The sequence below is a fragment of the Streptomyces sp. NBC_00377 genome (assembly GCF_036075115.1).
Taxonomy (GTDB): Bacteria; Actinomycetota; Actinomycetes; order Streptomycetales; family Streptomycetaceae; genus Streptomyces.
Genome location: NZ_CP107958.1, coordinates 4,252,680 through 4,276,956, shown reverse-complemented (window position 1 = coordinate 4,276,956; position 24,277 = coordinate 4,252,680). Strand labels below are relative to the sequence as shown.

30 protein-coding genes and 1 tRNA gene are annotated in these 24,277 nt (G+C 69.8%); 16 read left to right on the top strand and 15 right to left on the bottom strand.

Annotated features, from left to right (window positions below; genetic code table 11):
• The first annotated feature begins 19 nt into the window (after nt 1-19).
• On the top strand, nt 20-910 hold the full coding sequence (locus OHS71_RS19250; protein WP_328480606.1) for a hypothetical protein: 891 nt from the start codon (nt 20-22) through the stop codon (nt 908-910).
• Here OHS71_RS19250 and OHS71_RS19245 read toward each other — a convergent pair.
• Nucleotides 861-1,574 (bottom strand): DUF4097 family beta strand repeat-containing protein, encoded by a 714-nt coding sequence (locus OHS71_RS19245; protein ID WP_328480605.1) that lies wholly within the window; start codon nt 1,572-1,574, stop codon nt 861-863. The two genes, OHS71_RS19250 and OHS71_RS19245, sit on opposite strands and share 50 nt — an antisense overlap.
• 114 nt (nt 1,575-1,688) lie before the next feature.
• A complete protein-coding gene (locus OHS71_RS19240; RefSeq protein ID WP_328480604.1) occupies nt 1,689-1,943 on the bottom strand; it encodes a hypothetical protein in 255 nt (84 codons plus the stop codon).
• 181 nt (nt 1,944-2,124) lie between these two features.
• Between OHS71_RS19240 and OHS71_RS19235 the strand changes: the two genes are divergently transcribed.
• A complete protein-coding gene (locus OHS71_RS19235) occupies nt 2,125-2,763 on the top strand; it encodes a sensor domain-containing protein (protein WP_328480603.1) in 639 nt (212 codons plus the stop codon).
• A gap of 142 nt (nt 2,764-2,905) precedes the next feature.
• Here OHS71_RS19235 and OHS71_RS19230 read toward each other — a convergent pair whose 3' ends face one another.
• The gene (locus OHS71_RS19230; RefSeq protein ID WP_328480602.1) at nt 2,906-4,741 is read right to left on the bottom strand and encodes an AfsR/SARP family transcriptional regulator; all 1,836 of its coding nucleotides are present in this window, start codon (nt 4,739-4,741) and stop codon (nt 2,906-2,908) included.
• 177 nt (nt 4,742-4,918) lie between these two features.
• Nucleotides 4,919-5,434 (bottom strand): DedA family protein, encoded by a 516-nt coding sequence (locus OHS71_RS19225; RefSeq protein ID WP_328480601.1) that lies wholly within the window; start codon nt 5,432-5,434, stop codon nt 4,919-4,921.
• Between the two features lie 151 nt (nt 5,435-5,585).
• On the opposite strand from OHS71_RS19225, the gene OHS71_RS19220 reads away from it, so the two are divergent.
• The 3 genes from OHS71_RS19220 (at nt 5,586) to OHS71_RS19210 (ending at nt 8,058) form a co-directional block, all read left to right on the top strand.
• Nucleotides 5,586-6,875 (top strand): sensor histidine kinase, encoded by a 1,290-nt coding sequence (locus tag OHS71_RS19220; protein WP_328480600.1) that lies wholly within the window; start codon nt 5,586-5,588, stop codon nt 6,873-6,875.
• A complete protein-coding gene (locus tag OHS71_RS19215; protein ID WP_328480599.1) occupies nt 6,848-7,507 on the top strand; it encodes a response regulator transcription factor in 660 nt (219 codons plus the stop codon). The genes OHS71_RS19220 and OHS71_RS19215 overlap by 28 nt, the downstream gene beginning before the upstream one ends.
• Nucleotides 7,508-7,602: 95 nt before the next feature.
• Nucleotides 7,603-8,058: a phospholipase gene (locus OHS71_RS19210; protein ID WP_328480598.1), complete on the top strand. Its 456-nt coding sequence runs from the start codon at nt 7,603-7,605 to the stop codon at nt 8,056-8,058.
• Between the two features lie 349 nt (nt 8,059-8,407).
• Here OHS71_RS19210 and OHS71_RS19205 read toward each other — a convergent pair whose 3' ends face one another.
• Nucleotides 8,408-8,731: a hypothetical protein gene (locus OHS71_RS19205; protein WP_328480597.1), complete on the bottom strand. Its 324-nt coding sequence runs from the start codon at nt 8,729-8,731 to the stop codon at nt 8,408-8,410.
• Between the two features lie 323 nt (nt 8,732-9,054).
• Here OHS71_RS19205 and OHS71_RS19200 point away from each other — a divergent pair, with 323 nt between their 5' ends.
• From OHS71_RS19200 to OHS71_RS19190, 3 genes are all read left to right on the top strand, one after another.
• Nucleotides 9,055-10,662, top strand: coding sequence for an acyl-CoA carboxylase subunit beta (locus OHS71_RS19200; protein WP_328480596.1), 1,608 nt, complete (start codon nt 9,055-9,057; stop codon nt 10,660-10,662).
• An 8-nt stretch (nt 10,663-10,670) separates the two neighbouring features.
• Entirely contained in the window at nt 10,671-10,859 is a 189-nt protein-coding gene (locus OHS71_RS19195; RefSeq protein ID WP_328480595.1) for an acyl-CoA carboxylase subunit epsilon, read from the top strand.
• A 169-nt stretch (nt 10,860-11,028) separates the two neighbouring features.
• Nucleotides 11,029-11,322 (top strand): hypothetical protein, encoded by a 294-nt coding sequence (locus OHS71_RS19190; RefSeq protein WP_328480594.1) that lies wholly within the window; start codon nt 11,029-11,031, stop codon nt 11,320-11,322.
• Nucleotides 11,323-11,370: 48 nt separating this feature from the next.
• On the opposite strand, the gene OHS71_RS19185 is transcribed toward OHS71_RS19190, so the two are convergent.
• The gene (locus tag OHS71_RS19185) at nt 11,371-11,778 is read right to left on the bottom strand and encodes an NUDIX hydrolase (protein WP_328480593.1); all 408 of its coding nucleotides are present in this window, start codon (nt 11,776-11,778) and stop codon (nt 11,371-11,373) included.
• A gap of 555 nt (nt 11,779-12,333) precedes the next feature.
• Between OHS71_RS19185 and OHS71_RS19180 the strand changes: the two genes are divergently transcribed.
• Nucleotides 12,334-13,104, top strand: a complete 771-nt coding sequence (locus OHS71_RS19180) for a DUF2637 domain-containing protein (protein ID WP_328480592.1) — start codon at nt 12,334-12,336, stop codon at nt 13,102-13,104.
• A 442-nt stretch (nt 13,105-13,546) separates the two neighbouring features.
• Here the strand turns inward: OHS71_RS19180 and OHS71_RS19175 are convergent, their stop codons facing one another.
• From OHS71_RS19175 to OHS71_RS19155, 5 genes are all read right to left on the bottom strand, one after another.
• Entirely contained in the window at nt 13,547-14,416 is an 870-nt protein-coding gene (locus OHS71_RS19175; RefSeq protein WP_443047169.1) for an endonuclease/exonuclease/phosphatase family protein, read from the bottom strand.
• Nucleotides 14,417-15,000: 584 nt separating this feature from the next.
• Nucleotides 15,001-15,426 carry a PIN domain-containing protein gene (locus tag OHS71_RS19170; RefSeq protein WP_328480590.1) on the bottom strand — a complete coding sequence of 142 codons (426 nt, stop codon included), beginning with the start codon at nt 15,424-15,426 and terminating at the stop codon, nt 15,001-15,003.
• 85 nt (nt 15,427-15,511) lie between these two features.
• On the bottom strand, nt 15,512-15,802 hold the full coding sequence (locus tag OHS71_RS19165) for a hypothetical protein (RefSeq protein ID WP_328484567.1): 291 nt from the start codon (nt 15,800-15,802) through the stop codon (nt 15,512-15,514).
• Nucleotides 15,803-16,121: 319 nt separating this feature from the next.
• Nucleotides 16,122-16,646 carry a hypothetical protein gene (locus OHS71_RS19160; RefSeq protein WP_328480589.1) on the bottom strand — a complete coding sequence of 175 codons (525 nt, stop codon included), beginning with the start codon at nt 16,644-16,646 and terminating at the stop codon, nt 16,122-16,124.
• An 812-nt stretch (nt 16,647-17,458) separates the two neighbouring features.
• Nucleotides 17,459-18,238 (bottom strand): hypothetical protein, encoded by a 780-nt coding sequence (locus OHS71_RS19155; RefSeq protein WP_328480588.1) that lies wholly within the window; start codon nt 18,236-18,238, stop codon nt 17,459-17,461.
• Nucleotides 18,239-18,444: 206 nt separating this feature from the next.
• Here OHS71_RS19155 and OHS71_RS19150 point away from each other — a divergent pair, with 206 nt between their 5' ends.
• From OHS71_RS19150 to OHS71_RS19125, 6 genes are all read left to right on the top strand, one after another.
• Complete coding sequence (locus OHS71_RS19150; RefSeq protein ID WP_328480587.1) at nt 18,445-18,879, top strand: Asp23/Gls24 family envelope stress response protein; 435 nt, start codon at nt 18,445-18,447, stop codon at nt 18,877-18,879.
• A 44-nt stretch (nt 18,880-18,923) separates the two neighbouring features.
• Entirely contained in the window at nt 18,924-19,151 is a 228-nt protein-coding gene (locus OHS71_RS19145) for a hypothetical protein (RefSeq protein WP_310433611.1), read from the top strand.
• A gap of 242 nt (nt 19,152-19,393) precedes the next feature.
• Nucleotides 19,394-19,594 (top strand): hypothetical protein, encoded by a 201-nt coding sequence (locus OHS71_RS19140; RefSeq protein WP_328480586.1) that lies wholly within the window; start codon nt 19,394-19,396, stop codon nt 19,592-19,594.
• A complete protein-coding gene (locus OHS71_RS19135; RefSeq protein WP_328480585.1) occupies nt 19,591-20,280 on the top strand; it encodes a DUF6286 domain-containing protein in 690 nt (229 codons plus the stop codon). The genes OHS71_RS19140 and OHS71_RS19135 overlap by 4 nt, the downstream gene beginning before the upstream one ends.
• Nucleotides 20,281-20,290: 10 nt before the next feature.
• Nucleotides 20,291-20,884 carry an alkaline shock response membrane anchor protein AmaP gene (amaP, locus tag OHS71_RS19130; protein ID WP_328480584.1) on the top strand — a complete coding sequence of 198 codons (594 nt, stop codon included), beginning with the start codon at nt 20,291-20,293 and terminating at the stop codon, nt 20,882-20,884.
• A 36-nt stretch (nt 20,885-20,920) separates the two neighbouring features.
• Nucleotides 20,921-21,091: a hypothetical protein gene (locus OHS71_RS19125; RefSeq protein ID WP_328480583.1), complete on the top strand. Its 171-nt coding sequence runs from the start codon at nt 20,921-20,923 to the stop codon at nt 21,089-21,091.
• Nucleotides 21,092-21,342: 251 nt separating this feature from the next.
• Here OHS71_RS19125 and OHS71_RS19120 read toward each other — a convergent pair whose 3' ends face one another.
• Both OHS71_RS19120 and OHS71_RS19115 read right to left on the bottom strand, forming a co-directional pair.
• A complete protein-coding gene (locus OHS71_RS19120) occupies nt 21,343-21,957 on the bottom strand; it encodes a hypothetical protein (RefSeq protein WP_328480582.1) in 615 nt (204 codons plus the stop codon).
• A 542-nt stretch (nt 21,958-22,499) separates the two neighbouring features.
• Nucleotides 22,500-22,760: a hypothetical protein gene (locus OHS71_RS19115; RefSeq protein WP_328480581.1), complete on the bottom strand. Its 261-nt coding sequence runs from the start codon at nt 22,758-22,760 to the stop codon at nt 22,500-22,502.
• Here OHS71_RS19115 and OHS71_RS19110 point away from each other — a divergent pair.
• The gene (locus OHS71_RS19110) at nt 22,744-23,271 is read left to right on the top strand and encodes a tyrosine-type recombinase/integrase (protein ID WP_328480580.1); all 528 of its coding nucleotides are present in this window, start codon (nt 22,744-22,746) and stop codon (nt 23,269-23,271) included. The genes OHS71_RS19115 and OHS71_RS19110 overlap by 17 nt on opposite strands.
• 74 nt (nt 23,272-23,345) lie before the next feature.
• Here the strand turns inward: OHS71_RS19110 and OHS71_RS19105 are convergent.
• Nucleotides 23,346-23,419: transfer RNA gene (locus tag OHS71_RS19105), tRNA-Pro, on the bottom strand.
• Between the two features lie 42 nt (nt 23,420-23,461).
• Entirely contained in the window at nt 23,462-24,247 is a 786-nt protein-coding gene (locus tag OHS71_RS19100; protein WP_328480579.1) for a Pr6Pr family membrane protein, read from the bottom strand.
• Nucleotides 24,248-24,277: the final 30 nt, after the last annotated feature.

The following is a 24,277-nucleotide window of genomic DNA, read 5'->3' as shown; positions in this document are numbered from 1 at the left end:
CCTGCTGCCCCTGCTGCTGGTGCAGCTGCCCGCCGGCGTGCTCGTGGACCGCCGGGACCGGCGTCGGCTGATGGCGACGTGCGAGGCCGGCCGGTTCCTGGCGCTGGGGAGCGTGGCGCTCACGCCGGCCGCCGGGCACTTCTCGGCGGTCCAGCCGGCCGCCGTGGCGTGCACCGGGACGAGCCTCGCCATCGTCCACCGGCTCGCCGAGCGCGGCGCCGTGCGCAACGTCGTGGCGGCCGCGCAACTGCCCGCCGCCCTGGCACAGAACGAGGCACGCGGGCGGGCGTCGGTCCTGCCCGGCCGGCCCGGCGGCGTCCCCCTGTCGGGCTGGACGCCACCACGCTGCCCGGCGCCGGCCCCGTCCTGCCGGCCCCGCACCTGCGCGGGTACGAGAACGGCCTGGACATCACCGAGCACAGCCCACCATCCACGGCGCCGCGGGCGAGATGGTCTCCACCGTGCCCGACCCCGTCCGCTTCCCGACCGCGCTGCTCGGCGGCGAACTCCTCGGCCACAGGCCCTCGCGCAGATGTTCCGGGTGCCGGACGTCCCGTACGCCAAGGGCGGGCCGGCCTTCTGCGGGGCCGGGCTGGACAGCATGACGCTGTCCACGGGCGGCGTCACCGTGTGGGGCATGGCGGGCGCGGTCCACGGCTACCTGGCCGGGATCGGCGCCGCCCGCGACCTCGGTCACCGCGTCGTCTCCATGATGGCCCCGCACACCCGGGGGACGCTGCGGGTGCCGCCCGCGGTGCAGTCGGTCCTCGCGGCGGCGTTCTGGCCCGTGACGGCGGCGGGCCGGGCGCTCCTTCGCGGGGAGCGTCCGGCCCGTCGCCGTGGTGCGGTGCCGCGCGGGCTCAGCCCGCGGCGCTCAGCTTCACGTCGCCGCCGTCCGTGTGCAGCGTGATTTTGCGGGTGGACGCGGGGTCGGTCTTCACGTCGACCTTCGACGAGCCGCCGTTGCTGGTGGCCTTCACCGCGTACGCCTCGGCCCCCGGCACCTGCACCGACACGTCGCCGGCCCGGGTGTCGATGTCCACGGTGTCCGGCGCCGTGGTGAACCGGGCGTCGATCGCGCCACCGTTGCCGTCCACGGTGAACCGCTTGGCGGTGATCCGGTCCGCGGTCACCTTGCCCCCGCCGGACTTCACCTCGAGTGCGCCGGCCAGCCCGGACACCGAGATGCTCCCGCCCTTGCTGTCCAGGACCGCCGCGAGGGACTTCGGCACCTCCACGGTGTAGTCCACGGTGCACTTGGAGGCTCCGCCGTCCTCGGTGCAGCCGTCCCCGGGCGTCAGCAGCAGGGTGCCGCCCCGCGTGGTGTGCTCCGTCTGCGGCTTGTCACCGCTGTACGTCACCTTCTCGGTGACCCGGACCGTGCTGCCGTCACCGGCGACGACCTTGATGTCGCCGCCCGGGGTCCGCACGTCCAGCGCCGACACCTTCCCGGTGACGTCGTACGAGGTGCTCTTGCTCTTGGATCCCTCCTGGCCGGCCTCGCAGCCGGTGGCGAGGACGCCGGCGGCGAGCGCGAGGACGGCGACGGACAGGTGGCGGGCGCGGAGCTTCATGATGGCCTCTTCTTCTACGGTGCTGCGGATGACTTCAGGTCTTGGTTCTGCGGTTCTGCGGGTCTTGCGGGTCGTGAGGTCTTCAGGTCTGCGCAGTGGTGGGGCCGGCGGGTCCTAGGAGACCGGGCGGCGGTTCACGCACCGGCCGCCGTCGCGGTAGGAGGCGTGGGAGAAGGAGCCCGGGGTCTGGGCGACCCACACGTCGCCGACGACCTGGGCCCGGACGACGGAACGCGTGGTCCCGGTGCCGGGGAGCGGGCCTGTGAACACCACGGTCGGCGCGGCGCCGCCGGCGGGCAGACGCCCGGCCACCAGCGAACGCTGCGGGCACGTCTCGACATAGCTCTGGGTGTTCGCGACCGTCGACATGTGGACTCCCAAGTGACTTGGCCCCGCTGCTGCGGCGCTCCGACTGCTGACTCAACAAAACCGTGAGTCGGGGGTCCGGCACATTGCGGCGGAACAGAGTCTTCGGGGTAGGGCCAGGCATACCCCGGAAGTAGAACTGGGCTGCTGGGCGCGGGGGGTGCCCGATTTCTACGGTGGAGTCATGGCAATCGTGGAAACGAAATCGGTGTGGGTGGCGGTCCGCCGCCCCGGGTTCCTGTTCTCGTCCTGGCCGTGGCGGGCGACCGCCTATCTGCTGAGCAGCACTCCGGTGGGCCTGACCGGGCTGATCGCGATACTCACCGCCTTCGCGGTGGGCGGCGCGCTCACCGTCGTGCTCGTGGGGGTTCCCGTCCTGCTGGCGGCCCTGTTGTCCGGCGTCCCGATGGGCGTGGTCGAGCGGCGCCGGCTGCGGATGGTCGGCCACCGCGCCCTGCGCGACCCGCACGAGGACCCGGAGGAGCCGGGGCTCGGCCCCTGGTGCAGGAAGCGGTTCTCCGAGGGGGCCAGCTGGCGCGAACTGGCGTACACGCTGCTGTTCGTGACGGTGCTGTGGCCGCTGGACCTGCTGGCCGTGGTCTTCGCGCTCACTGTTCCCGTGGGTCTGATGGCCACCCCGTACATGCTGGCCGCGTACGGCGGCGGCGAGTCCACCATGGCGCTGAAGCAGTGGGCGGTCACCTCCTACCCGCAGGCCTGGGCGCTCGCCGCACTCGGGGTGCTGCTGCTGCCGGTGGCGGCCTACGCGCTGACCGTGGTGGCCGGCGCCCGGGCCGGCTGGGCGCGGATGCTGCTGACCTGACCGGGCACGGGGCCTCATCCCGCCAACCTCCTTCCGCGCCGCTCACGTTGATCCATACAACGGGGCGGCGCGGCGGCGTGCCCGGCGTGTCCCCTGGCAGCACCCTGCCCCGGCAGGACGCTGCGAGGCCCGCGGCCGGGCTTCAGCAGTGCGCCGCCGCCAGCGAGCGGGCGAACATCAGGACCACCTCGTGGAAGCGGTACTGCGGCAGTCCCGACGCGTCCACGCCCGCCATCTCCAGCAGGGACACGTCGGTCAGCCGCTCCAGGAAGTCCTCCGCCGCGTGCTCGGGGATCCCGAAGAGCAGCCCCGCCGTGACCGCGGGGAACAGGCCGCGGCCGAGGGCCGTCAGCTCGGCGAGGAGCCCGTGCTCCCGCGCGCTGAAGCCGCGCATCGAGGACAGCACCGACTGCCGTACGTCGAGGTCCCCGAAGCGCAGCTCGTGAAGGCGCGTGTCCTCGTTCGCGAGCCGGTCCGCGAGCCGCGTCGCCGACCAGTGCGGCCGGGACGCGAGCCGGGCGCCCGCGACCCGCAGGGCGAGCGGCAGCCCGCCGCAGGAGGCCGCGATGGCGGCGGACGCCTCGGGTTCGACAGCGATCCGCCGTACGCCGGCGACCGCCGCGAGCAGGGCGAGGGACTCGCCCCGGTCCATCGGCGCGCACGCCGTGGTGTGCGAGCCGGAGACGGCGCAGAGCCGCGCCCGTCCGGTGACGAGCACCGCCGCGGAGGCGCTGCCCGGCAGCAGGGGGTCGAGCTGGAGGTCGCCGGCCGCGTTGTCGAGGAGGATCAGCAGCCGCTTGCCGGCCGTGCGGGTGCGGTAGAGCCGCACCAGCTCGTCCAGGTCGGCGGGCGGCCCGTCGAGCGCCGCGACGGGCTCACCGAGGGCGCGCAGCAGCCGCACCAGGATCTCGGCCGGGTCCTTGGGGGTGCCGTCCGCGTGGCACAGGTTCGCGTACAGCTGTCCGTCGGGGAAGTGCTGGACGCTGGCGTGCGCGGCGTGCACGGCGAGCGCCGTCTTGCCCACCCCGGCCATGCCGGTGATCAGCATGCGCTGCGGCCGGAAGACGGGCTGCCGGCCGGCCCTCGGTGGCGCCAACTGTCGCAGCAGCACGGCGAGTTCGGATTCACGGCCGGTGAAGTCGGCTATGTCGGCGGGCAGCATCGCGGGCGGCGCGGCCTGCGGCGCGAACGTGAACGGCCGCCCGCCGGGGATCTGCGGGGTGTTCGCGTGCGGCGCGGACGCCGGCACCGAGGCCGGCGGCCGGGGCAGGTCGAGGCTGCTGTCGAGCACCGCCTGGTGGGTGGCGTTGAGGTCGGCGCCGGGGTCGACGCCCAGTTCGTCGGCGAGCGTCCGCCGGCCCTGCTGGTAGACGGACAGTGCGTCGGCCTGCCGGCCGCACCGGTACAGCGCGGTCATCAGCTGGGCCCGCAGCCGCTCCCGCAACGGGAACTCCGTGACGAGACCCGTCAGTTCGGGGACCAGCTGCTGGTGCCGGGAAAGCGCGAGATCCGCTTCGATGCGGTGTTCCAGCATCGCCGTGCGGGCTTCCTCCAGCTGCGGCAGTTCCGCCTCCGCGAGGAACGTCGTGACGTTGGCGAGAGCGGGACCGCGCCACAGGTCCAGGGCGGCGCTCAGCAGTTCGTGGGCGTCCTCGTGGCGCCGCTCGGCGAGCGCCGCCCGGCCGAGCCTGCCCAGCCGCTCGAACTCCGAGGTGTCGAGCCGCGCGTCGTTGGTGAGGATGAGGTAACCGGGCGGGCGCCGCACCAACTCCACGTCCGGGCCCAGGAGTTTGCGCAGCCGGGAGATGTACGTGTAGATCTGGGCGCCCATGGTGGCGGGCGGGTCCCAGCCCCACAGCAGCGCACTCAGCCGGTCGTCGGTGACGATCTTGCCGCGGGCGAGCAGCAGGGCGGCGAGCACCGTGTGCACCTTCGCCCCCGACATGGACACGCGCCGTTCGCCCTGTCTGGCTTCCACCGGACCTAGAAGTTGGAAATCCATGAGTCCCCCACTCACTGACGTTTGCTGTCGGAAGGGCCGGCTGGATTGCCGTAGCCTCCTGCCGAACCATTCTTCGAGGCCGTGACCTGGGAAGTCATCAGCTCCCGATGGCAAGAGGCTGCGGTGGCAGGACACTGCACGCTCACCCCGCGGTCACAGCCCCGGGCTGAAGCCCATGCCGTAACCGACGAGGACGAAGGTCGGCGCCCACACCGCGCTGCTCACGACGGACCAGGTCAGATAGGACCGGACAGACATCCCGGAGACCCCGCACAACGTCGGTACGAGGGTGCGCAGCCCCGCGGTGAACCGCCCCACGAACACCGCACGGCCGCCGTGCCGCTGGATCGCGGACAGGGCGCGGGCGGTGGAGCGGGGCCGCAGCAGCCTGCGCGGGACGCGGTCCAGGAGCCCGGTGTTCCAGCGCCTTCCGGCCGCGTAGCCGAGGCCGTTGCCGAGCACCGCGCCGAGCAGCGCGGCGACCAGGATCCAGCAGAGCGGGACCCGGCCGTGGTGGGCGAGCACGCCGCCCATCACCACCGCGGTCTGCCCCGGGAGCAGCACGCCGATCAGTGGCAGCGCCGCCTCCAGGGCGGGCAGCAGCAGTACCGCGGCCAGGACCCCCCAGGTCCCGAACACCAGGGTGTGGTCGGTCAGCCAGGCCATCATCTCCGGTCCCCTTTCGTCGCTTCCCAGACAACCGCGCGGGCCCGCGCGGATCACGACCACTGGGCTGAGTCCTGGGGTAGGGCAGGCCCTACCCCCGACCCTCGGTCTGGAGGGATGGCTCCGGCAGAGAAGGGCCTTCTACCGTGAAGCCATGCGCTCACTCAACGTGTGGCAGGCCCTGACCCGCTCCGGTTACCTGCTCTCCGGCTGGCCCTGGCGGGCCGCCGGCTATCTCCTCAGCAGTGCGCCCGTAGGCATCGTGGTGCTGCTGGCGATCGTGCTGGGGGCGGCGATCGGCAGTGCGCTGGCCGTCGTGCTGATCGGCTTACCCCTGCTCGCGCTGCTCGCCCTGGCCGGGCTGCCGGTGGCGGCCGTGGAGCGGCGGCGGCTGCGGCTCGTCGACCGCCGGCCGGCCCCCACGCCGCACCGGGTGCCGGACGAGCCGGGGCTGCTGGCCTGGGGGCGCACCCGGTTCCGGGAGCAGGCGACCTGGCGGGAGCTCGGCTACACGCTGGCCTTCGCGACCGTGCTGTGGCCGCTCGATCTGCTGGTGTTCTGCATGGCGCTCGTCGTGCCCCTGGGGCTGGTGGCGACCCCGGTCCTGATGGCGACGGTCGGGGACGGCGAGCAGGCGCCCGTGCTGAAGATGTGGACGGCGACCAGCTGGCCCGAGGCGTTCGCCGTCGCCGTCGCGGGCCTGCTGTTCTTCGGGCTCAGCGGATATGTGATCGGCGCCGTGGCGGTGGCCCGCGCCGAACTCACCCGGTTCCTCGTCGCGCCCCTGGAGAGCGACCTGGGAGAGAAGGTCACCGAACTCGTGCGCTCCCGCGTCCGGTTGGTCGACGCGTTCGAGGCCGAGCGCCGCCGGATCGAGCGCGATCTGCACGACGGCGCCCAGCAGCGCATCGTCGCCCTGACGATGACGCTCGGCCTGGCCCGTCTCGACGCGCCGCCCGGCCCGCTGGCCGACCAGCTCGCCAAGGCCCACGACGAGGCCGGCAAGGCGCTGGCGGAGCTGCGGGAGCTGATCCAGGGCATCCATCCCAAGGTCCTCGCGGACTTCGGGGTGGGCGCGGCCGTCGCCGACGCCGCCGACCGGTCGGTGGTCCCGGTGGACGTCTCGGTGGATCTGCCGCGGCGGCTGCCCGAGGCGGTCGAGGCCGCCGCCTACTTCGTGGTCTGCGAGGCGCTCGCGAACGTCGCCAAGCACAGCGGGGCGCGACGTGCCGAGGTGGCCGGCCGGCACGCGGACGGGTGTCTCGTCTTCGAGGTACGGGACGACGGCCGCGGCGGAGCGGACGTCGAACGGGGCAGCGGACTCACGGGACTTGCGGACCGGGTGTCCGTGCTGGATGGCAGACTGACCCTGTCCAGCCCGGCCGGCGGCCCGACCCTACTGCGTGTGGAGATTCCTTGCGAGCCGACAGAGCGCTCCGTGTAGTCCTGGCGGAGGACAGCGTGCTGCTTCGTGAAGGACTGATCGGCCTGCTCGGCCGCTTCGGCCACGAGGTGGTCGCGGCGGTGGGCGACGCGCAGGCGCTGCTGACGGCCGTCGCCGAGCACACCCCCGACATCGTGGTCACCGATGTGCGGATGCCGCCGGACTTCAAGGACGAAGGGCTGCACGCGGCCGTGCGGCTGCGGGAGGCCCGGCCCTCGCTCCCGGTCCTGGTGCTGAGCCAGTACGTACAGCGCAGTTACGCCTCCGAGCTCCTCGACTCCGGGGACGGCTCCGGCGTCGGCTATCTGCTCAAGGACCGGGTCGGCCAGGTCGAGGAGTTCCAGTCGGCTCTGCTGGAGGTCGCCGGGGGCGGGACGGTCGTCGACCCGGAGGTCGTCCGTCAGCTGCTGCGCCGCCGGCGTGACCCGCTGGAGCGTCTCACGGCCCGCGAGCGCGAGGTCCTGGCCCTGGTGGCGGAGGGCAGGTCGAACACGGCGATCGCCCGCGAACTCGTCGTCTCCGAGGCGGCGGTGGGCAAGCACATCGGCAACATCCTCGCGAAGCTGGACCTCCCGCAGGCCGACGAGACCCACCGCAGGGTCCTCGCGGTCCTCGCCTTCCTGCGCGCCTGATCCGTATATGGCTGCGCCATAGTCCCCGTGGCCAGGCTGTGCACCGCCCCGCGCATCAGCGCCGGGGCCACCCACAGCCCGCCGGAGGACTTCCGATGCGAAGCCGTCTCGCCACGCCCCTCGCCGCCGCCGTTCTCGCCGTGCCGCTCGCCCTCGGTCTGGCGGCGGCCCCCGCCCAGGCAGCCCCCGCCGACAAGCCGCAGGTGCTGAGCGGCTGGACCCAGACCAGCGCGAGCAGCTACAACTCCTGGGTGGCGGCGCGAAACAACCAGGCTGCCTACAGCGCCTACGGCTTCGACTGGTCGACCGACTACTGCACCACGTCGCCCGACAACCCCTTCGGCTTCCCCTTCCAGACGTCGTGCGCGCGCCACGACTTCGGCTACCGCAACTACAAGGCCGCGGGATCCTTCGACGCCAACAAGGCCCGCCTGGACGACGCCCTCTACGCGGACCTCAAGCGAGTGTGCACCGCCTACTCGGGCATCAAGCGCACCTCCTGCGACGCCTCTGCCTGGACCTACTACCAGGCCGTCGACAAGCTCGGCTAGGACCCGCCCACCCGGCCGGAGGGCGTCTCACCGACCCCTCCGGCCGAAGTGTCCGCCCGCGGGACGACGCGTCCGGCGATCTCGGAAACTTTTCGAGATCGCTTCGCGCCGGAATCGCGGTGTGCCGAAATCACCATGGGAGACGACGCGATGGGACAACGCCATGGAGGGCGCTGTCCGCATTCGAAGGGCCGGAATGGAAAATTCCTTGCGCAACGCCGGCCGGCGACCGAGCGGCCACTCCCGCGCGGCGAAAAGAAGTTCAACGTTCACCGGTCAAGACGAAAGGCCCGCCACCCGGAAATTCGGGGCGGGCCTCGTCGACACAATGGTTACCCACGCGGCCGGGTCAGTCCCAGCTGGGGTCCTCCGACGGCAGCGGCAACGTGCCGTCCCAGCTCGGGTCCCCCTGGACGCTGTCCCAGCTCGGGTCCTTCGGCGCGCTGTCCCAGCTGGGGTCCCCCTGGACGCTGTCCCAGCTCGGGTCCTCGGGCGCGCTGTCCCAGCTGGGGTCCTCCTGGACGCTGTCCCAGCTGGGGTCTTCCAGCGTCACCGCCGCCTGCGCCGCCGGGCCCCCCGCCGTCCGGGCGGCCGCCCCCGCGGCCGGCGCGCCGAGCACCACGGTGACGGCGGCTATGGCGACAAGACCTGTGCGCAGAACGCCAACCTTCATGATTTCCCCCTGGATAGATTTTCCGGAACCCCGGAAAAGAAGACTTTGAACGGGTGGCATATCCCATCGGAATTGCCGTGAACGCTCTCCGTTCTTCCCGGTGAGCGCCCCCCGATGAATAAGATTCTTGTCCCTCGCCCACCTCTGTCACCAGGGCAATCGCATGTCAGGGTGCTGCGTTGGCAGTAGCTTGACAGCGGATCACTCTCCTCCGATTCGGCGGCCGGAAGCATTCCGGTTTTTCCCCATGTAGAAGAAGTAAAGGTGAAGGGCCTACAGCTGGTTCCGACGTGCACCCCTGAACTCTTCCGAGGAGTACTCAGATGACCCTCGCCGCCGAACCGGCCACCGGCCCACCGCTGCCCCAGCTCGCCGGAAGGCCGGATCTTGCCACGCGCACCGCCGAGTCGCGCAGCTGCCACGAGGAGGCCCGGCGCGGCCCGGACGAGCAGGCGACGGCCCGTCAGCACGCACGCGGCAAGCTCACCGCCCACGAGCGGATCGCCCTGCTCTTCGACGCGGGAACGTTCACCGAGGTCGAGCCCCTGCGCCGGCACCGGGCGGTCGGCTTCGGCCTGGAGCACAAACGCCCCTACACCGACGGGGTCGTCACCGGCTGGGGCACGGTCCACGGCCGCACCGTCTTCGTGTACGCCCATGACTTCCGCATCTTCGGCGGCGCGCTCGGCGAGGCCCACGCCGAGAAGATCCACAAGGTGATGGACCTGGCGGAGACGGCCGGCGCCCCGCTGGTCGCCCTGTGCGACGGGGCGGGCGCCCGCATTCAGGAAGGGGTCACCGCACTCGCCGGCTACGGCGGCATCTTCCGCCGCAACGCCCGCTGCTCCGGAGTGATCCCCCAGATCAGCGTGATGCTGGGCCCGTGCGCGGGAGGCGCCGCCTATTCTCCCGCGCTGACGGACTTCGTCTTCATGGTGCGCGGCACCTCACAGATGTTCATCACCGGCCCCGACGTGGTCCAGGCCGTGACCGGCGAACGGATCGACCACAACGGCCTCGGCGGCTCCGACGTCCACGCCACCACGACGGGCGTGGCAGCTTTCGTCCATGACGACGAGGAGTCCTGCCTGGAAGAGGTACGGCACCTGCTGTCGCTGCTGCCCTCCAACAACCGCGAACTCCCGCCCCACGAACCGTCCGACGATCCGGCCGACCGCCGTAACGACGCCCTCCTCGACCTGGTCCCGGCCGACCCGTCGCGCGCCTACGACATCCGCGACGTCATCGCGGAGATAGTCGACGACGGCGACTACACGGAGGTGCACGCCCGCTGGGCGGCCAACGTGGTGTGCGCCCTGACCCGGCTCGACGGACACGTCGTCGGCATCGTCGCCAACCAGCCGTCGTCGTTCGCCGGGGTCCTGGACATCGCCGCGAGCGAGAAGGCCGCCCGCTTCGTGCAGACCTGCGACGCCTTCTCCATCCCGCTGCTCACCCTGCTCGACGTGCCCGGCTTCCTCCCCGGCCGCGAACAGGAGCACGGCGGCATCATCCGGCACGGCGCGAAGCTCCTGTACGCGTACTGCAACGCGACCGTGCCCCGGATCCAGCTGATCCTGCGCAAGGCGTACGGCGGCGCCTACATCGTCATGGACTCCCGCTCGATCGGCTCCGACCTCTCCTTCGCCTGGCCGTCGAACGAGATCGCCGTGATGGGCGCGGAAGGCGCGGCGGGCGTCGTCTTCCGCCGCGAGATCGCCGCCTCCCCCGACCCGGAGGCCACCCGCGCCCGGCTGATCGAGGAGTACCGCACCGAGCTGATGCACCCCTACTACGCGGCGGAACGCGGCCTCGTCGACGACGTCATCGACCCCGCGCAGACCCGTGCGCTGCTCATCCGCTCCCTCGCCATGCTGCGCACGAAACACGCCCCGATACCGGAACGGAAGCACGGCAACCCACCTGTATAGGAGACGACTTGACCACCGACCCGAACCCCCTGTTCACCGTGGAACGCGGCACCCCCGACGCCACCGAACTGGCCGCACTCACCGCGGTCCTGCTCACCCGGGCCCGCCTGCCCCACCCACCCACCACCACCCGGCCCTCACCCCGCCCGAACTGGCCCCACCCGTCCTACCGAGGCCCCGCCGCCTGGCGCCGCTGACCGCCCGCGAACACGGCGAAGGGCCGATCGCAACCGAGCGACCGGCCCTTCGACCTGTACCTGACTGCCCCGATCCGCACCCACGACCACCTCACGCCGGCCTCTCGACCGGGAGATCATCGAGGTCAGGAGGCCCGGTCAGCCGACGGCAGAGGGACGCCGACGCCTTATGACGTGGTTCGCCTCCGGGTTCGGGACCGCGGTCACCTTGCCGGCCACCACCGGCAAGGGCGAAGTGGTGATCCGTCAGGCACGGGAGCGGCATGAGCGTCTGGAGCCGACATGGGAACGGCTGCATCCCGGCGGCGTCATCCAACGCCCTCCGTACGCACCGGACGAGGTGGGTCTGGCCGTCGCCCTCTTCGGTGACAAGGCGTTCAGAGCGGCCGACCCTCACCTGATGCAGGAGATGCGGACAGAGCCCGACGCGGGCCAGATGTACCCGGACGGCCCCGGGGAATGACTCCCGAGCACGAAAGGACGTCACCGCGCCGCGGCCGCGGTGACGGTATCAGGGGAGCCGCCCGGCCTCGTGAAGGGCGTCGAAGACCCTCTCGTCGACGGCCGAGACACGGTACCGATCGGCGTAGCGGAACCAGGCCTTCTCGGCGATCTCCCGCGACGGGATGAGCTCACCACGGTGATCGGCGGTGTAACAGATCATCCGGAAGGGGCCGTGTTCCGGATGCCCCTCGCCGATCTCGAACGTGCCGAAGTGCACCATGGAACCGGGGTCGATCGCCGCCCGCAGTTCCTCGTCGATCTCCCGCACCAGGGTCTCGCGGTCGGACTCGCCCGGCTCACGATGACCGCCAGGGAAGTAGAAGCGCTCCCTGCCGTGACTACGTGTCACCAACACCCGCTCGTCCCGAACCAGGACCCACGCCACCTTCTCCGGCACACCGTCGCCCTCAGCCATGGCCCGCGACCGTACCGCAGGACACGGTCTGCGTCAGCACCGTCCGCACCCAGAGCTCGGGAACCTCTCCCCACGACCTTGCCGGCAGCGAATCCTATTTCCTGCTCAAGGAGATTTGAGAAGACAACCAGCTCGACTCATAACCCGCGGAGGTATGGGTGCCATAAATTAAGAAACGCTCTCCCTAACGATTCCCCTGGGTCTGCGTCACTCATTTGCCGCGCATCTGGAGGAGGCGGAGCGACGTTAGCGGGATATGACGAAAGCAAGGTCTCATGGCTTGCCTCACCGCAGCACGGGGAAGGATAAAATGCCTGCGCTCCGTGATGCGACAGTGAGGAAATACACCTACGTGCCCGGACTTGCGCACTCTGCCCTTGGGTCGCGCAGCCCCCTGCACGGAGGGGATGTGCTGGTCGAACTCCCAAGCGTACAGTCCATGCTCCGCGAGTTCCTCGTGCTGCTGGAGGCGGCCAAGGAGGAGCTTGATCAACGGTGGAACGATCAGCAAGAGTCAGGTTGTCACGCAGGCCGCGTGTGACGGGGCGGGTTTCCATGAATCGCGACTATGCGGATCCTTCCTTCACGCGCCGTGAATGGCAATCCGACGCATACGCATACGCATACGGGCCGGGTGCCGACTGGCACAGCGGTCCTGTCGATTCCCCTCACTCAGGGGTGCCACTCGTTCCTCCCGACTCGGGCTGGGACCCGGTCGAGGAACTGGCCTACCTCTTGCAGGAGGCTGTCCCGGCAGAACAGGCGCCCGTGGTGCCGCCGCCTCGCAGCGAGCCGTCGTCCGGCAACTTCACCGACCCCATGGAGAACCTGGCGCAGATCACCGCTCAGCTTCCTCCCCTCCGGCGAACTTCCGCCGGACATCGGAAAATGCGGGCCGGCAAACTCCGACTGGCCTGGCTACAGACCGGCAGCTTCGTCATCGTCGCCTTCGTCGCCGTCATCGTGGCAATGGTCAGCGTCTTCGGCGGCATGGTGGCCTACGGGCCTCTCCAGAACATCTCGTCCGGCACGAAGACCGGGATGATCCCTCAATGGCCTCTTCTCGTGTATGGCCCCTGGATGGTGGCGTCGCTCTCCATTTTGCGAACTGCTCTGCATCGCCGCCGAGCCTTGCATTCCTGGTTCATCGTTCTCCTGTTTTCCTTCGTCGCCATCATGCTGTGCGTAGCCCAGGCCGACCGGACCTTGACCGGTATGGCCGGAGCGGCCCTACCCGCCCTCGCGTCCCTGGCCTGCTTCCAGCAACTGGTCCGACAAATCACTTTGACGCTGCCGCCACGCCAGGCACCCCGACACCGCCAGTGACGCACACCCTCATGCCCGCGGGTTTTCTCCAGCCGGAACGACTTGACACAGACCCCGTAACCAGGTGGGCAAGCCATGGCGCGGGACGAGGAAAAGGGCACCGTCGTCGACCCGATCGCACAAGAGTCATAACTGGACCGGCCGTCCGGAACACGACCACGGCCGAACAACTCTGCGGTCACTGCCGGTACTCGGCGTGAACGCCTACGGAAATGCCCCTGGCGGTGCGGTCGAAAGAGCGTCGACCCGGGGCTACGAGCGGTACCGGCGGAAGCGCGACGGACAGGGGGAGCGTGAGCACCGCTCGGTGCAGCTCAGCGCCGAACGGTTCGGCTGGGTCCCGGTCAGGCTGCCGCGGCGCACGAGCTACGGCGCGGCGTCATCTGGCGGTGGCGCCGGTACTGGTGCTGTTCATGCCCACCGATACCTGCCCGCGCGCGTTTCAGCCCAGGGTGATCCGGGCGATGACCGGCAGGTGGTCGCTGCGGGTCGCGGGCAGGGTGCGGATGTGGCCGACGGTCGCCGAGCGGGCCATGACCTGGTCGATGCGGGCCATGGGGAAGGCGGCGGGGAAGCTGAACGCGAAGCCCTGCTCCGCTGTGTTCATCCGTGAGGTCAGCGGGGCCAGCCCACGGTCGTCGACGGTGCCGTTGAGATCGCCGAGCAGGAGGGCCGTTTTCAGCTTCTCGGCGGCGATGGCCCTGCCCAGCAGGCCGGCGCTCTCGTCGCGCCGGGAGGAGGCAAGGCCGCTCGCCCGGATGCGGACCGAGGGCAGGTGCGCGACGTACGCCGCGATATCGCCGTGCGGCGTGTGGACCACGGTGCGCAGCCCGCGACTCCAGGTCTCTGCAATTCCTCGGGGTTTGATGTCCACCAGCCGGTCACCGGTCAGCGGATGCCTCGACCAGAGTCCGACAGTGCCCCGGACGGCGTGGTACGGGTAGTTCGGGGCGAAGGTCTTCTCGTACACCGCCAGCGCCGGGGGCACCAGTTCCTCCAACGCGATGAGGTCGGGCTCGGCGTCAGCCAGGGCGCGGGCCGTGCCCGCCGGGTCGGTGTTCTCGTCGCTGACGTTGTGCTGCACGACGACCAGGTCGTGTGGTCCAGGCTCCGCCCCGGGCAGGAGCAGCCCGCCGAAGAGATGCGTCCAGGCCGCCACCGGCAGCAGCAGCGCCATCAGCGCGGTTGCCGAACGGCGCAGCAAGGCCAGGACGAGCAGCACCGCGACCGCCAGGCCGAGCCACGCAAGGAACGATTCCAGCAGACTGCCCAGGCGGCCCACGGAGTTGGGCACCGCCCGGTGGAAGGCCATCAGCCCGGCCGTCAGCACCGCGAGCACGGCGGGCACCCGCCCCCTTCGCCAGGTCGGCCGGCACCGTGGGCCCCGTTGCAGGCTCCCTTCCGCAGCGCAAGGCCCGGATCGGCGCCGCGTCCACCGGGCCACTGCTGCCTTCCCCTGCACCATGGCTTCCCATCTGCTTGACCTTGCTGCCCAAGACGGATCACCAGGGAAATCAGTTCCGACAGCCCCGCTCCCGCTGCACCGACACCACTTCGGCGGCGAGCGCCGGCCGATGCGACCGGGCGCGGATTACCTGTGCCGGGAGTTGAGCGCGCAGTTCGGCAGAGCCCAACTCTTTTTCCACAGTGAGCAGAACGACGGGGAGGCGTGGGTTTCCTGGCCGTGAGCAGAAGGGCAGCAGACTGTGCGCAGGACGCACGGGAGCGAGTCCGAGGTTGCGAAGGCTGTCGCGGCCCGGCGTGATGAGAGCCCGGTCAGGTAGGGCGATTGGCGCGTCTGTCCTGGCCAGGGTCCGAGGCTTGCAGCCGTGCGGGATGTCCCGCTCCCGGGTTGGTGCCATCCCAGCTGCGGGCCCTTGAGGGGCGCGGGTCGGGTCACACCTTCTTGACGACGATCGTGTCCGGGACCAGCTTCTCCAGGTCGTCGACGTCCGAGGTGAAGACGGTGACCTGTCCCTTCTGCTGTCGTGCGATTACGGCGAGCACGGCGTCGATCGCGTACTTGTGGCCGTGCAACTTGGCGTCGGCCAGGAGCCGGCGTGCCTGGCGGGCCTCGTCGTTCCCGATGTCGGCGACCTGGAGCCGGGACAGCACCCAGTCCCAGCGCTGTTCGGTCGTTCTGCCGTCGTACGCCTCGACCAGGGTCATCGGCGACGTCAGCACTTCGGCCTCCCCTCGCGCCGCAAGGTCGAGCCAGGCGATCATCTTCCGATCACCGCGCACTGCCAGGGAGAGGGCTTCACAGTCCAGGACGAAGACACGGAGCGGGCTCTGCCCGTGCTCACCGGCTCGCTTCTTCACGCAGCCTCTCCGGCGTTGTGCTGTCCGGAGGCGCGTCGCCGTTCGTGTTCGGCGTCGAGATCCTCCAACTCGTCCGCCCGGATGCTTAGCCGATGAGTTCGTGGATCGCCGCCACGACGTTGAACACCGCCGGCAAGACGAAGATGCCCCCGACGCCGATCCATACGCACCCGGCGGTTCGGTGGCCGCGGCTTGGCGGCGGCGGTTGGATCAGCCGATCGCCTGCTCTCATCGTCTCGTTCGGAGCGACCAGGCTGCGCCCGGTGCGGCGTTGCCTCCGCCCCAGCCATATGAAGACGACCGCTGCCATCGCCGTGAAGGCGGCCAGCTGGAGGTGTTCACTCGGTGAATCGGCGCCAGCAAGCGTCACGGCCATGTACGACACAAGGCTTCTCCCCCCAGAGGATCACGGTGGGTGGATCACCTCACGACGGTTCAACCATGTCAAGCGGGTGGGGCGCTCGTACGTTGCTCCCCACACGCTTTCCAACTGTGTTGGTGGGGTGCTGGGCTCGGTTCGAGGGCGTTCACCTGCGTTCACGGGCGGCTGGCCTGTGAGGCGAACTCTGCGCGCGGTCCTTGATGAACGGCCGTGAACGGCGCTGAATGAGACGGAAACTGAGACGGGGGCCCGGCCGCGCCGAGCTGCCCCGAAGGCCGGGTTCCACTCACAGGGGCGCGCCCTGGAGTGGTGCTCAGGGGTGCCGCTGAGTGCGGGTGTCGTGGCTGGGCGCCGAAGGATCGAAGGGCAATTCGGGGATGCCGAGTTCTTGGCGCATGGCGGATGCGGTGGCCTGAACGGCGGCCTTGTAGTAGGTGTGCTGTGCGGTCTGGAAGGTGCCATCCGTGACGTGTGCGCCGTCCGCGAGTAGATCGCGCAGAGTTCGGACGGTGCGGAACCCTTCGACGCCCAGCTCGACCACGCGAGGCGGGGCAAGCATCGTCAGACTGAACCGTTGCTCGAACAGGCCGGACTCTGAGAAGGCGGCACGGACTGCACGCCTGCGATCTTCAGGTGTGTCGTAGGCAGCTTCTGAGGCGAAGCGCATGCTCTCTGTCGCGCGGGCCAGGTGAGAGAGGTAGGTCACGAAGGCTTCTCGCAGAACGGTCTGCGCGTCTGCTCGTTGGGCACGCTTCCAGCGGTCTCGGTCCACAACGAACGTCGCGACGATGCCAGCGAGTGCGCCGGCTATGGCACTCAGAGGTGCAGTCCAGTCCATACGACTGTATTGAGCACACGTTGTTGCGCGCTGTGAAGAAGGAAGCGGTCCCAAGCGCTGATGATCTCAGCTTGGGAAGCTTGGGTCCTTTGGCAGCGGTTGATGTGCTGATTTGCGGTGGAGTCGTGTTGGAGCCCTGGTCGCACCCGGGGCGCTTCCCGCTGTGCCCCGTAGTTCCCCGCAGGATCTGGCACGCCATGGCTCGGTCCCTTCACCTCGAAGGTCCCTTGGCAGAGCTGGGAGCCCTGGAGTGTCTGAGCCTCAGCCGACGACAGTCAACCACGACGGCGGGTGCGCTGACCGGCCACGCACGCGTGTGCCTCCCCGCGCCCCCGCCGGCCTCAGCCACGCTGCCATGCCGTCGACCAGAGCAAGCTGCGTCGGTAGAAGCGTGGCGGTGGGACCTTGGCTGAGGACCTCTTCGTCCCGAACTCTCGGCTGGGAGGTCGTTGAGCCTGGTGGGCTGGTCAGTCGGCCACTGAAGGACGTTGACGGTCAGCGGAGGTTGCGGTGGTTGCTGTACTCCGTTGCTGTACAGCAACGGCTCCGGAAACTCGTTGGTTTGCAGGCAACGCCGCTGGTCGCAGCCCTGTAAAGCTCGGGCAGGCCCTGCCAGTCCGCAGATAGTCCACGGGGCCGACCGTTGGCTGACTGGCCGCAACCTACCCTTGGCTCGTTCGCTGTCTGCCCAGGTCACAGCGATAGCCTCGGCGGTGCTCGCCGCGGTGTGGCCTGCGCCGAGGGTGAGGCCGAAGACATGGGACCGGATCAGGCCGGATGCGCTGAGGTGCGATTGACGGGCTAGGCCCGGGCTAGGCCGCGGTTTCTGCGATGAGGACGGCGACGGTGATAGGGCCTGGGGCGTCAGTGGTGGCTGCGTCGGCTACGGCGGCCCGGACGGCGCGCGCGACTCCCAGTGGATGGTGTCCTGGGGCGACCGCGAGGTGGACCTCGATGTGGCGGCCGGGTGGATCGTCATGGTCCTGCACCTTGACCGGGCGGCTTCCCAACACGGCGGTGAGGCGGGCGACGCCCGGAACAGCCGACGCGACGCCCGCCAGCTCACTGACGGGCCCCCGCATGGGTCCTGTTCCGGTCTCAGGGAGCGAGCTTCGCGCGGCTGGGGCTGCGGATGCCGCTTCCGGCGCGGGCTCCATGGCCCTCGTTGAGGTTCCTGACCTGACGACCGTCTCCGGGCCCACCTGGAGATCCGTGACGCGCAGGTCGGCTGTAACGGTGGCCAGGCCGAGCCGTTCAGTGGCCGTGTTGAGCAGCGCACTCCTCAACTGGGCGGCGGTTTCGGGCAGTGGTCGGCCGAGGGATGCCGCGAAGGCGGCTTCGATCGTGAGCGGGCCGGGTGGTAGCGCGCTGGCTGGCGGACGCACGGCCGGTTCGGACACGGGCTCGAGCGGTGCAGACCCGATGCGCAGGGACTCAAGCCGAACACCGGGAATCGCGGCGGCCGCACGCCCGAGGACCCGGGCGGCCGCTTGCTCGGTGATCCATGTCCCGTCGCCCGGCCCGCCGAGCGGGAGCAGCCGACCGAGTTCGAGCTGGTGCCGTACTGCCTGCGTCCACGCCTCGGTTTTCACCACCCTCGCACCCTCTTGCTCCCATGGCTGCGGTTCTCTTCCTGCCCACACTGCGCTCGGAGTGTGGCGCGAGGGCCTCAGGCAGGACGTTCGGGCCACTCATGGGACCGCTCCACCCCACGTCACATATTAGGCCAAAACATATTAAAACGACTACACTATCAACAATGAGTGGCATATGAGCCCCTCAAGGGAGGAATGTCCCGATGACTGAGAACACCGGCGTAAAAGTCGCTACTGCGCCCGGCTCTCGCGGCCGGACGACCGTCGCCGATGTGGTGGTGGAGAAGATCGCCGGAATGGCGGCACGGGACGTGCTCGGCGTCTATGCCCTGGGCAGTGGACGCGCCCGCTCGATGGGAGCCATGCGGGAGCGAGTGCCCGGCGCCGGCAGTGGCAAATCCGTCACGCGCGGGGTCAGTGTCGAGGTCGGAGAGCTACAGGCGGCCATCGACCTGGAGATCGTCGTCGACTACGGCGTCTCGATCACGGAAGTGGCCGCCGAGGTGCGGGAGAACGTGATCTCCGCGGTGGAGCGGATGGCGGGTCGGGAAGTGGTGGAAGTCAACATCACGGTCAGCGACGTGAAGCTGCCGGCCGACGAGGAGGACGAAGGGGAAGAGCGGCAGCGGATTCAGTAGCCGGGGCGCGCGCGGAGCAGCCGGCTTGAGTGAAGGGGCGCGTGATGAGCAGGGCCGTGGTGGGCTTGATGGCCGGAATGGCGCTGGGTTTCGCGGCGTATTTCGGTAACTTCTGGGCTTTCCTGCTGGTGCTGGGGCTGGGTGTCGTCGGTCTTGTGGTCGGGCGGTTCACGGAAGGCGATCTCGAACCGGGCGACTTCGTCCGCCGCCGGGACCGGCAGGAGCGGATCCGCGACGACCGGCGACGGACCCGGGGGGACTGGCGGCAGTGACCGGCGAAGCAGATCGGCGTCCGGCCGTTCACCGCGAGGAGCGCGGTGCGATCACCGTCGCCGACCGGGTCGTTGCGAAGATCGCCGCCCATGTGACGCGCGAGGCACTGAGCGGGTTCACCGAGTCAGCCGGCCGCGTACCGCGGGGCCGCCGCCCGCCACGTGTGAACACATCTGTGCGGCGAGCCCCGGGACGGAATACCGCAGGACGAGACGCCGAGTCCGCCGCGCAACGGCAGGCAGTGCTCGGGGAGGCGCGGCTGCGCATCGTCGTCGAGCTCGGCTATCCGTCCGACATCGGGGCGCAGTGCGCCGCGGTGCGCCGGGAAGTCACCGAACGGCTCAGGACATGGGTCGGCATGGACGTGTCCGACCTCGTGGTGTCGGTCGAGAGGTTGCACTCGGTGCATGGACGTCACACGGACCAGGAGAGGGTGAGATGAGCGCGCACACCTGGCGGCAGTCGACCGGTGACAGCGACAGTAACCTTCCCGCCGATCCCGGACAGGCGGCTTCGTCCGCCGATGACACCCCGGGCACGGGCGAGACGGCGACGACCGACGCATCAGGCCGGTCGGCGCGCCGCTTCTGGTCGGCGCGGCGGATTCCCGCGACCGTGGTGGCCCTGCTGTCCGCCGCGGCCGTCGGACTGCTCCTGTACGACGTGGTCTCGGTGCGGGCAGGCCGGTCCGCGATGAGCTGGCGGCGGCAGCTCGCCGAGGAACTGGCCACACGGCCACTGGACGACATCTGGGTGATCGTCGGGGCCGCGGTGGCGATGGCCCTCGGCCTGTGGCTCTTCCTGCTGGCGGTGACGCCGGGTCTGCGCAGGCTGCTGCCCATGCGGCAGCCCACCGTCGTCCCCGGTACCGAGGATGTCCGAGCCGGGCTCGACCGCCGCGCGGCCGCTCTGGTGCTGCGTGACTGGGCGGTGCGGGTGCCCGGTGTCCGGTCGGCCCAGATCGCTGTCGGCCGCCGGAAGGTCAAAGTCCTGGCACAGGCCCATTTTCGCGGGCTCGAGGAGGTCCACGAGGATCTGGCCGCCACGCTCGGGGAAGCCGTGAAGGCCTTGGGTCTCGCCCGGCAACCCACACTGGCCGTGCGCGTCCGGCGCCCGAAGAAGGGCTGAGGTGATCCTGATGCTCAGGACAGCGAACCGGGTGCTGCTGGGGCTTCTCGGCCTCGGACTGTTCGCCCTGGGTGGCGGCGCGCTGGTGGGAGGGCTGGATCTCCAGCGCCGCTGGGGTTTCGGCATGCCGGGCTGGTGGCCCTTCGTCGGGCCGGACGATGTGCTGTTGGGTGCCGAGGGACGTACCCGGTGGCGGGACGAGGGTTGGTGGTGGCCGACCGTGATCGCGGTGCTCGCCGTCCTGCTGGTCCTGCTGTTGTGGTGGCTCCTCGCGCAGCGCGGACATCGCCTGGACCGGGTCCTCGTCCAGAGCGAGGACGGCGCGGCTGCCCGGCTCGACGGCCGCACGCTGGAGGACGCCATCGAGGAAGAGGCGCGAGCCCTGAACGGGGTTTCGCAGGCTCAGGTCCGGCTGTCGGGCCGACGTACTGCCCCCACCGCACGCGTGCGGCTGTTGCTGGAGCCTTACGCGGAGCCGGCGCGAACTCTGGGACAGCTGAGCTGCGAAACACTTGTACACGCACGAGACTCGGCCGGCCTGGACCGCCTCCCGTCGAAGGTTCGACTCAGGGAGGCCCGCCACCGCGCCCGACGCACCGCATGAGGTCCCGCGCAGTTCCTTCCCGGGAGGCATCCCGTCGTGGTCCTCTTCCTGACCCTGCTCATCGCCGGAACCGCTCTGATCGCCATCGGCGCAGCCGTCGACGGCATGCTCTACCTGATGTCCGTCGGCGTACTACTCCTCGTCGCCGATCTGCTCTACCTGGCGGCTCGCTCCATCTGGCGCTCCACCCGGCGCCCGGCCCGCTGATACCTGCACGTATTTTTCCGCTGTAGCGGTTGCTGTGCTCCGCTGCTGTACGCACGTCAGAGGCCCATTCGCGATCAAGCGAATGGGCCTCCGACCTGTGTTGGGGTGGCGGGATTTGGTGCACTCCTCACCCGCACTGATGGTCCGCAGACGTCCGCGCTCGTCCGCCGGTGTTCGTCGGCGTTGTCACGCATCCAGACACTCACCGGACGCGGGTTCGTGTTCGACCAAGCCTGGCTCTCGGTACGCCGCTAGGCGGGTCTTCCATTCCAGTCGTCCAGGTGGTCACGCGCTACGTCAAGGAATCTCGCGATCGCATTCGAAGCAGCTCCGACGGAGGCTGCTACCTCGCGGTACCGGATCAGGGGGCCTTCCGTCATGATCACGAGATCGTCGCTGTCTACTGACATGAAGGGGCTGCTTTGGACCAGTCCGACATAGCTGTCCAGGTCACCCAGCGCGTTCCCACACTTCTCAAGCACTGCATACGCCTCTTCAGCGACGACCTTTGGGCCGGCGAGCCGTACGCGGATCGCGGCGTCGCCCATCGGATCGAGTTGAGCCAAAAGGTCCTGTAGGGAGGGGACGGCGCCGCGACGCTCGTCTTCTCCGATGCTTTGGCTGTACGCCCCGACTGAGTTGGCGGCGTCTTGTATCTGACTTACCGACAGGCGAGCAGCCTTGGCGAACTCCTGGTACGAGTCCATCCGCGTCTGGCGAACGGACATGCCGTAGGCATCAGCTCCTGATTTGGCGGCAGCACCCACGGATCCCCGGCTGGCGGAACGAGCGGCGGTAACGGTGGCCACCCCTCCCACCAGGGCGCCAGCCACGCCGGCAATGGCGGCGATGAAGGCTGTGTTCATGGCCTCAGAGGCAAGTCGCATAGCTATCACAGGTCTGGCTCCAGTGCCCTGAGGTGCTCCTATGTGTGCGAAGCGCACGGTACAGCCGCACTCCGTTCCCTGTAGAGGGCGTGATCTCGCCACTCAGGCACAGTGGGCGGCACGTTCTGATCCGTAGCTCTGTAGAGATCGGTCATTGGAGGTCATGCAGGCTGCGGGGAAGGTCTGGGCGGCCGGTGGTGGTCGCTGCCGGTTGCTGGGGTTGCTGTACTTCGTTGCTGTACCGCATCACGGATCCACTCGGGGCTCCGTGATGCGGCTCCCCTACCGCAGCACGACGTAGGCCGGTCTGAACGGTAGACCGCGAAGAGTGGACTCCATCACCTTGATGAGTGTCGCCGCATCTGCCCCATGGCGTACAGCACGGCTCACGACTGACATACGCACTACAGAAAACAGTCGGCCGGTGACCACCGTGTGGTGGTCACCAGCCAGTGCGAGTCATCCGGCGGGGCTGCGGCGCAGGTATTGCCCTGCACCGGGTCAGCAGAGTCGGTTCGTTCTCAGACCGCTGTGATCTTGGCGAGCGGCTTGTTGGCGGTCCAGCAGGGGGAGTCGAACCTGAGGACGCCGGTGCCGCCGGCACCGCCGTCGCAGTAGGCCGCCGGGTCCGTGGAGTTGAGGAACACGGCGTCCGGGTCGACGTCGATGCCCTGGTACGGCGCGCCGGGGAAGGTCTGCGCTCCGACGTTCAGGCTGTCGTAGGGGCAGCCGGTCGGGGTGCTGTAGCAGGGTGCACCGGTGCCGATGCGTCTCCTGCACACCGACACGGCCAAGACGGAGGCGTCGGAGGCGGTGCTCCCCCTGCCGGACATCTGCCTGACCGCCCTCCGGCTTCGCCAGAAGGAACAGCAGGCGGCGAGGGAGCGGGCGGATGATCTCTGGACCGAATCGGACATGGTCTTCACCACCCGGTACGGCACCCCGGTCGAGCCGAGGAACTTCACCCGTGAGTTCGACCGCCGCTGCGAGCGCGCCGGCGTCCGCTGCATCCGCGTGCACGACACCCGACACACCTGCGCCTCGCTCCTGGCCGCGCTCGACGTCCACCCGCGGATCGCGATGCAGATCCTTCGCCACTCCGAGATCGCAGTGACGATGGAGGTCTACACCCACGTGCCTTCCGCCGACACGCGCCGGGCGCTCCGCAAGCTCGGAAAGGCACTAGGCGGCGGCAGCAAGCAGAAGAAGGAGAGGAAGGAAAAGAAGGGCAAGCGCAAGCAGCAAAAGCGGGCAGAGGAGCAGGCGGCCAGGGACGGCCAGCAAGAGTCATAGCGGTTGCTGTACTCCGCTGCTGTACGCACGGCAGAGGCCCATTCACGATCACGTGAATGGGCCTCTGACCTGTGTCGGGGTGGCGGGATTTGAACCCACGACCTCTTCGTCCCGAACGAAGCGCGCTGCCAAGCTGCGCTACACCCCGATGTCGCTGCTTGTCCTGCTTGTCGCGGCGACGTCGTTTACTTTAGCCCACCGGTGGCCCGAGACGAAATCCGGTTTTGGCACGGTGTCTGATCGGGTTGGGGCGGGCGTGGTCGAGGGCCACGAGGAGGACCGCGAGGGCGTAGATGGAGAGGCCGAGGAGCAGGGCGTTGGCGAGGGCGTGCTTGTAGCCGTGGGCCTCGGCGTCGAGGAAGGGGTAGAGGTAGCGGCCCCGGGTTCCCGGAGTGATCAGCTGGGCGCGGGCGAGCGAAAACGCCAGGTAGGCCACGGGGTAGAGCATCCAGGTGGCGGCCCGGCGTAGGCGCAGTCGGCCCGGGGGTGTCAGCAGCAGCCAGTCCAGGGCTGCGGCTGCCGGTGTCACCGTGTGGATGAGGTACCCGGCGACGAGGAGCCACCCCGTGGGGGCGGTCGTCGTGCCGGTGACCGAGAAGGGGACGGCCGCGTCCGCGAGGAGCAGGTGGTAGACCAGCCCGGTGATCGTGACGTAGAGGAGCGCGGCGCCCGTCAGGGCCGCGGGGAGCGGGCGGCGGGCCGTCCACGCGCGGCGGGCGGAGAGCAGTGTGACCAGGGCCAGCAGGATGTTGCTCTGGATCGCGAAGTGGCTCAGCACCCTCACGGGGCTGCCGAGCAGTAGGGCGAGCGTCACGCCCGCGGCGGCGGTTCCGGCCAGAAGCAGACGCAGGACGGCGGCCAGGGGACGGCGTACGGGGGCCACCACCGCCGAGGCGGGGACGGAGGAGAGCAGGAGCGCGTGGGTCCGCGGTATCGCGGGCAGGTCCGGGATGTCCCTGGGTATCGGCGCGGTCATGCCCTCACGCTAGGCAAAGGGGATGAAGCG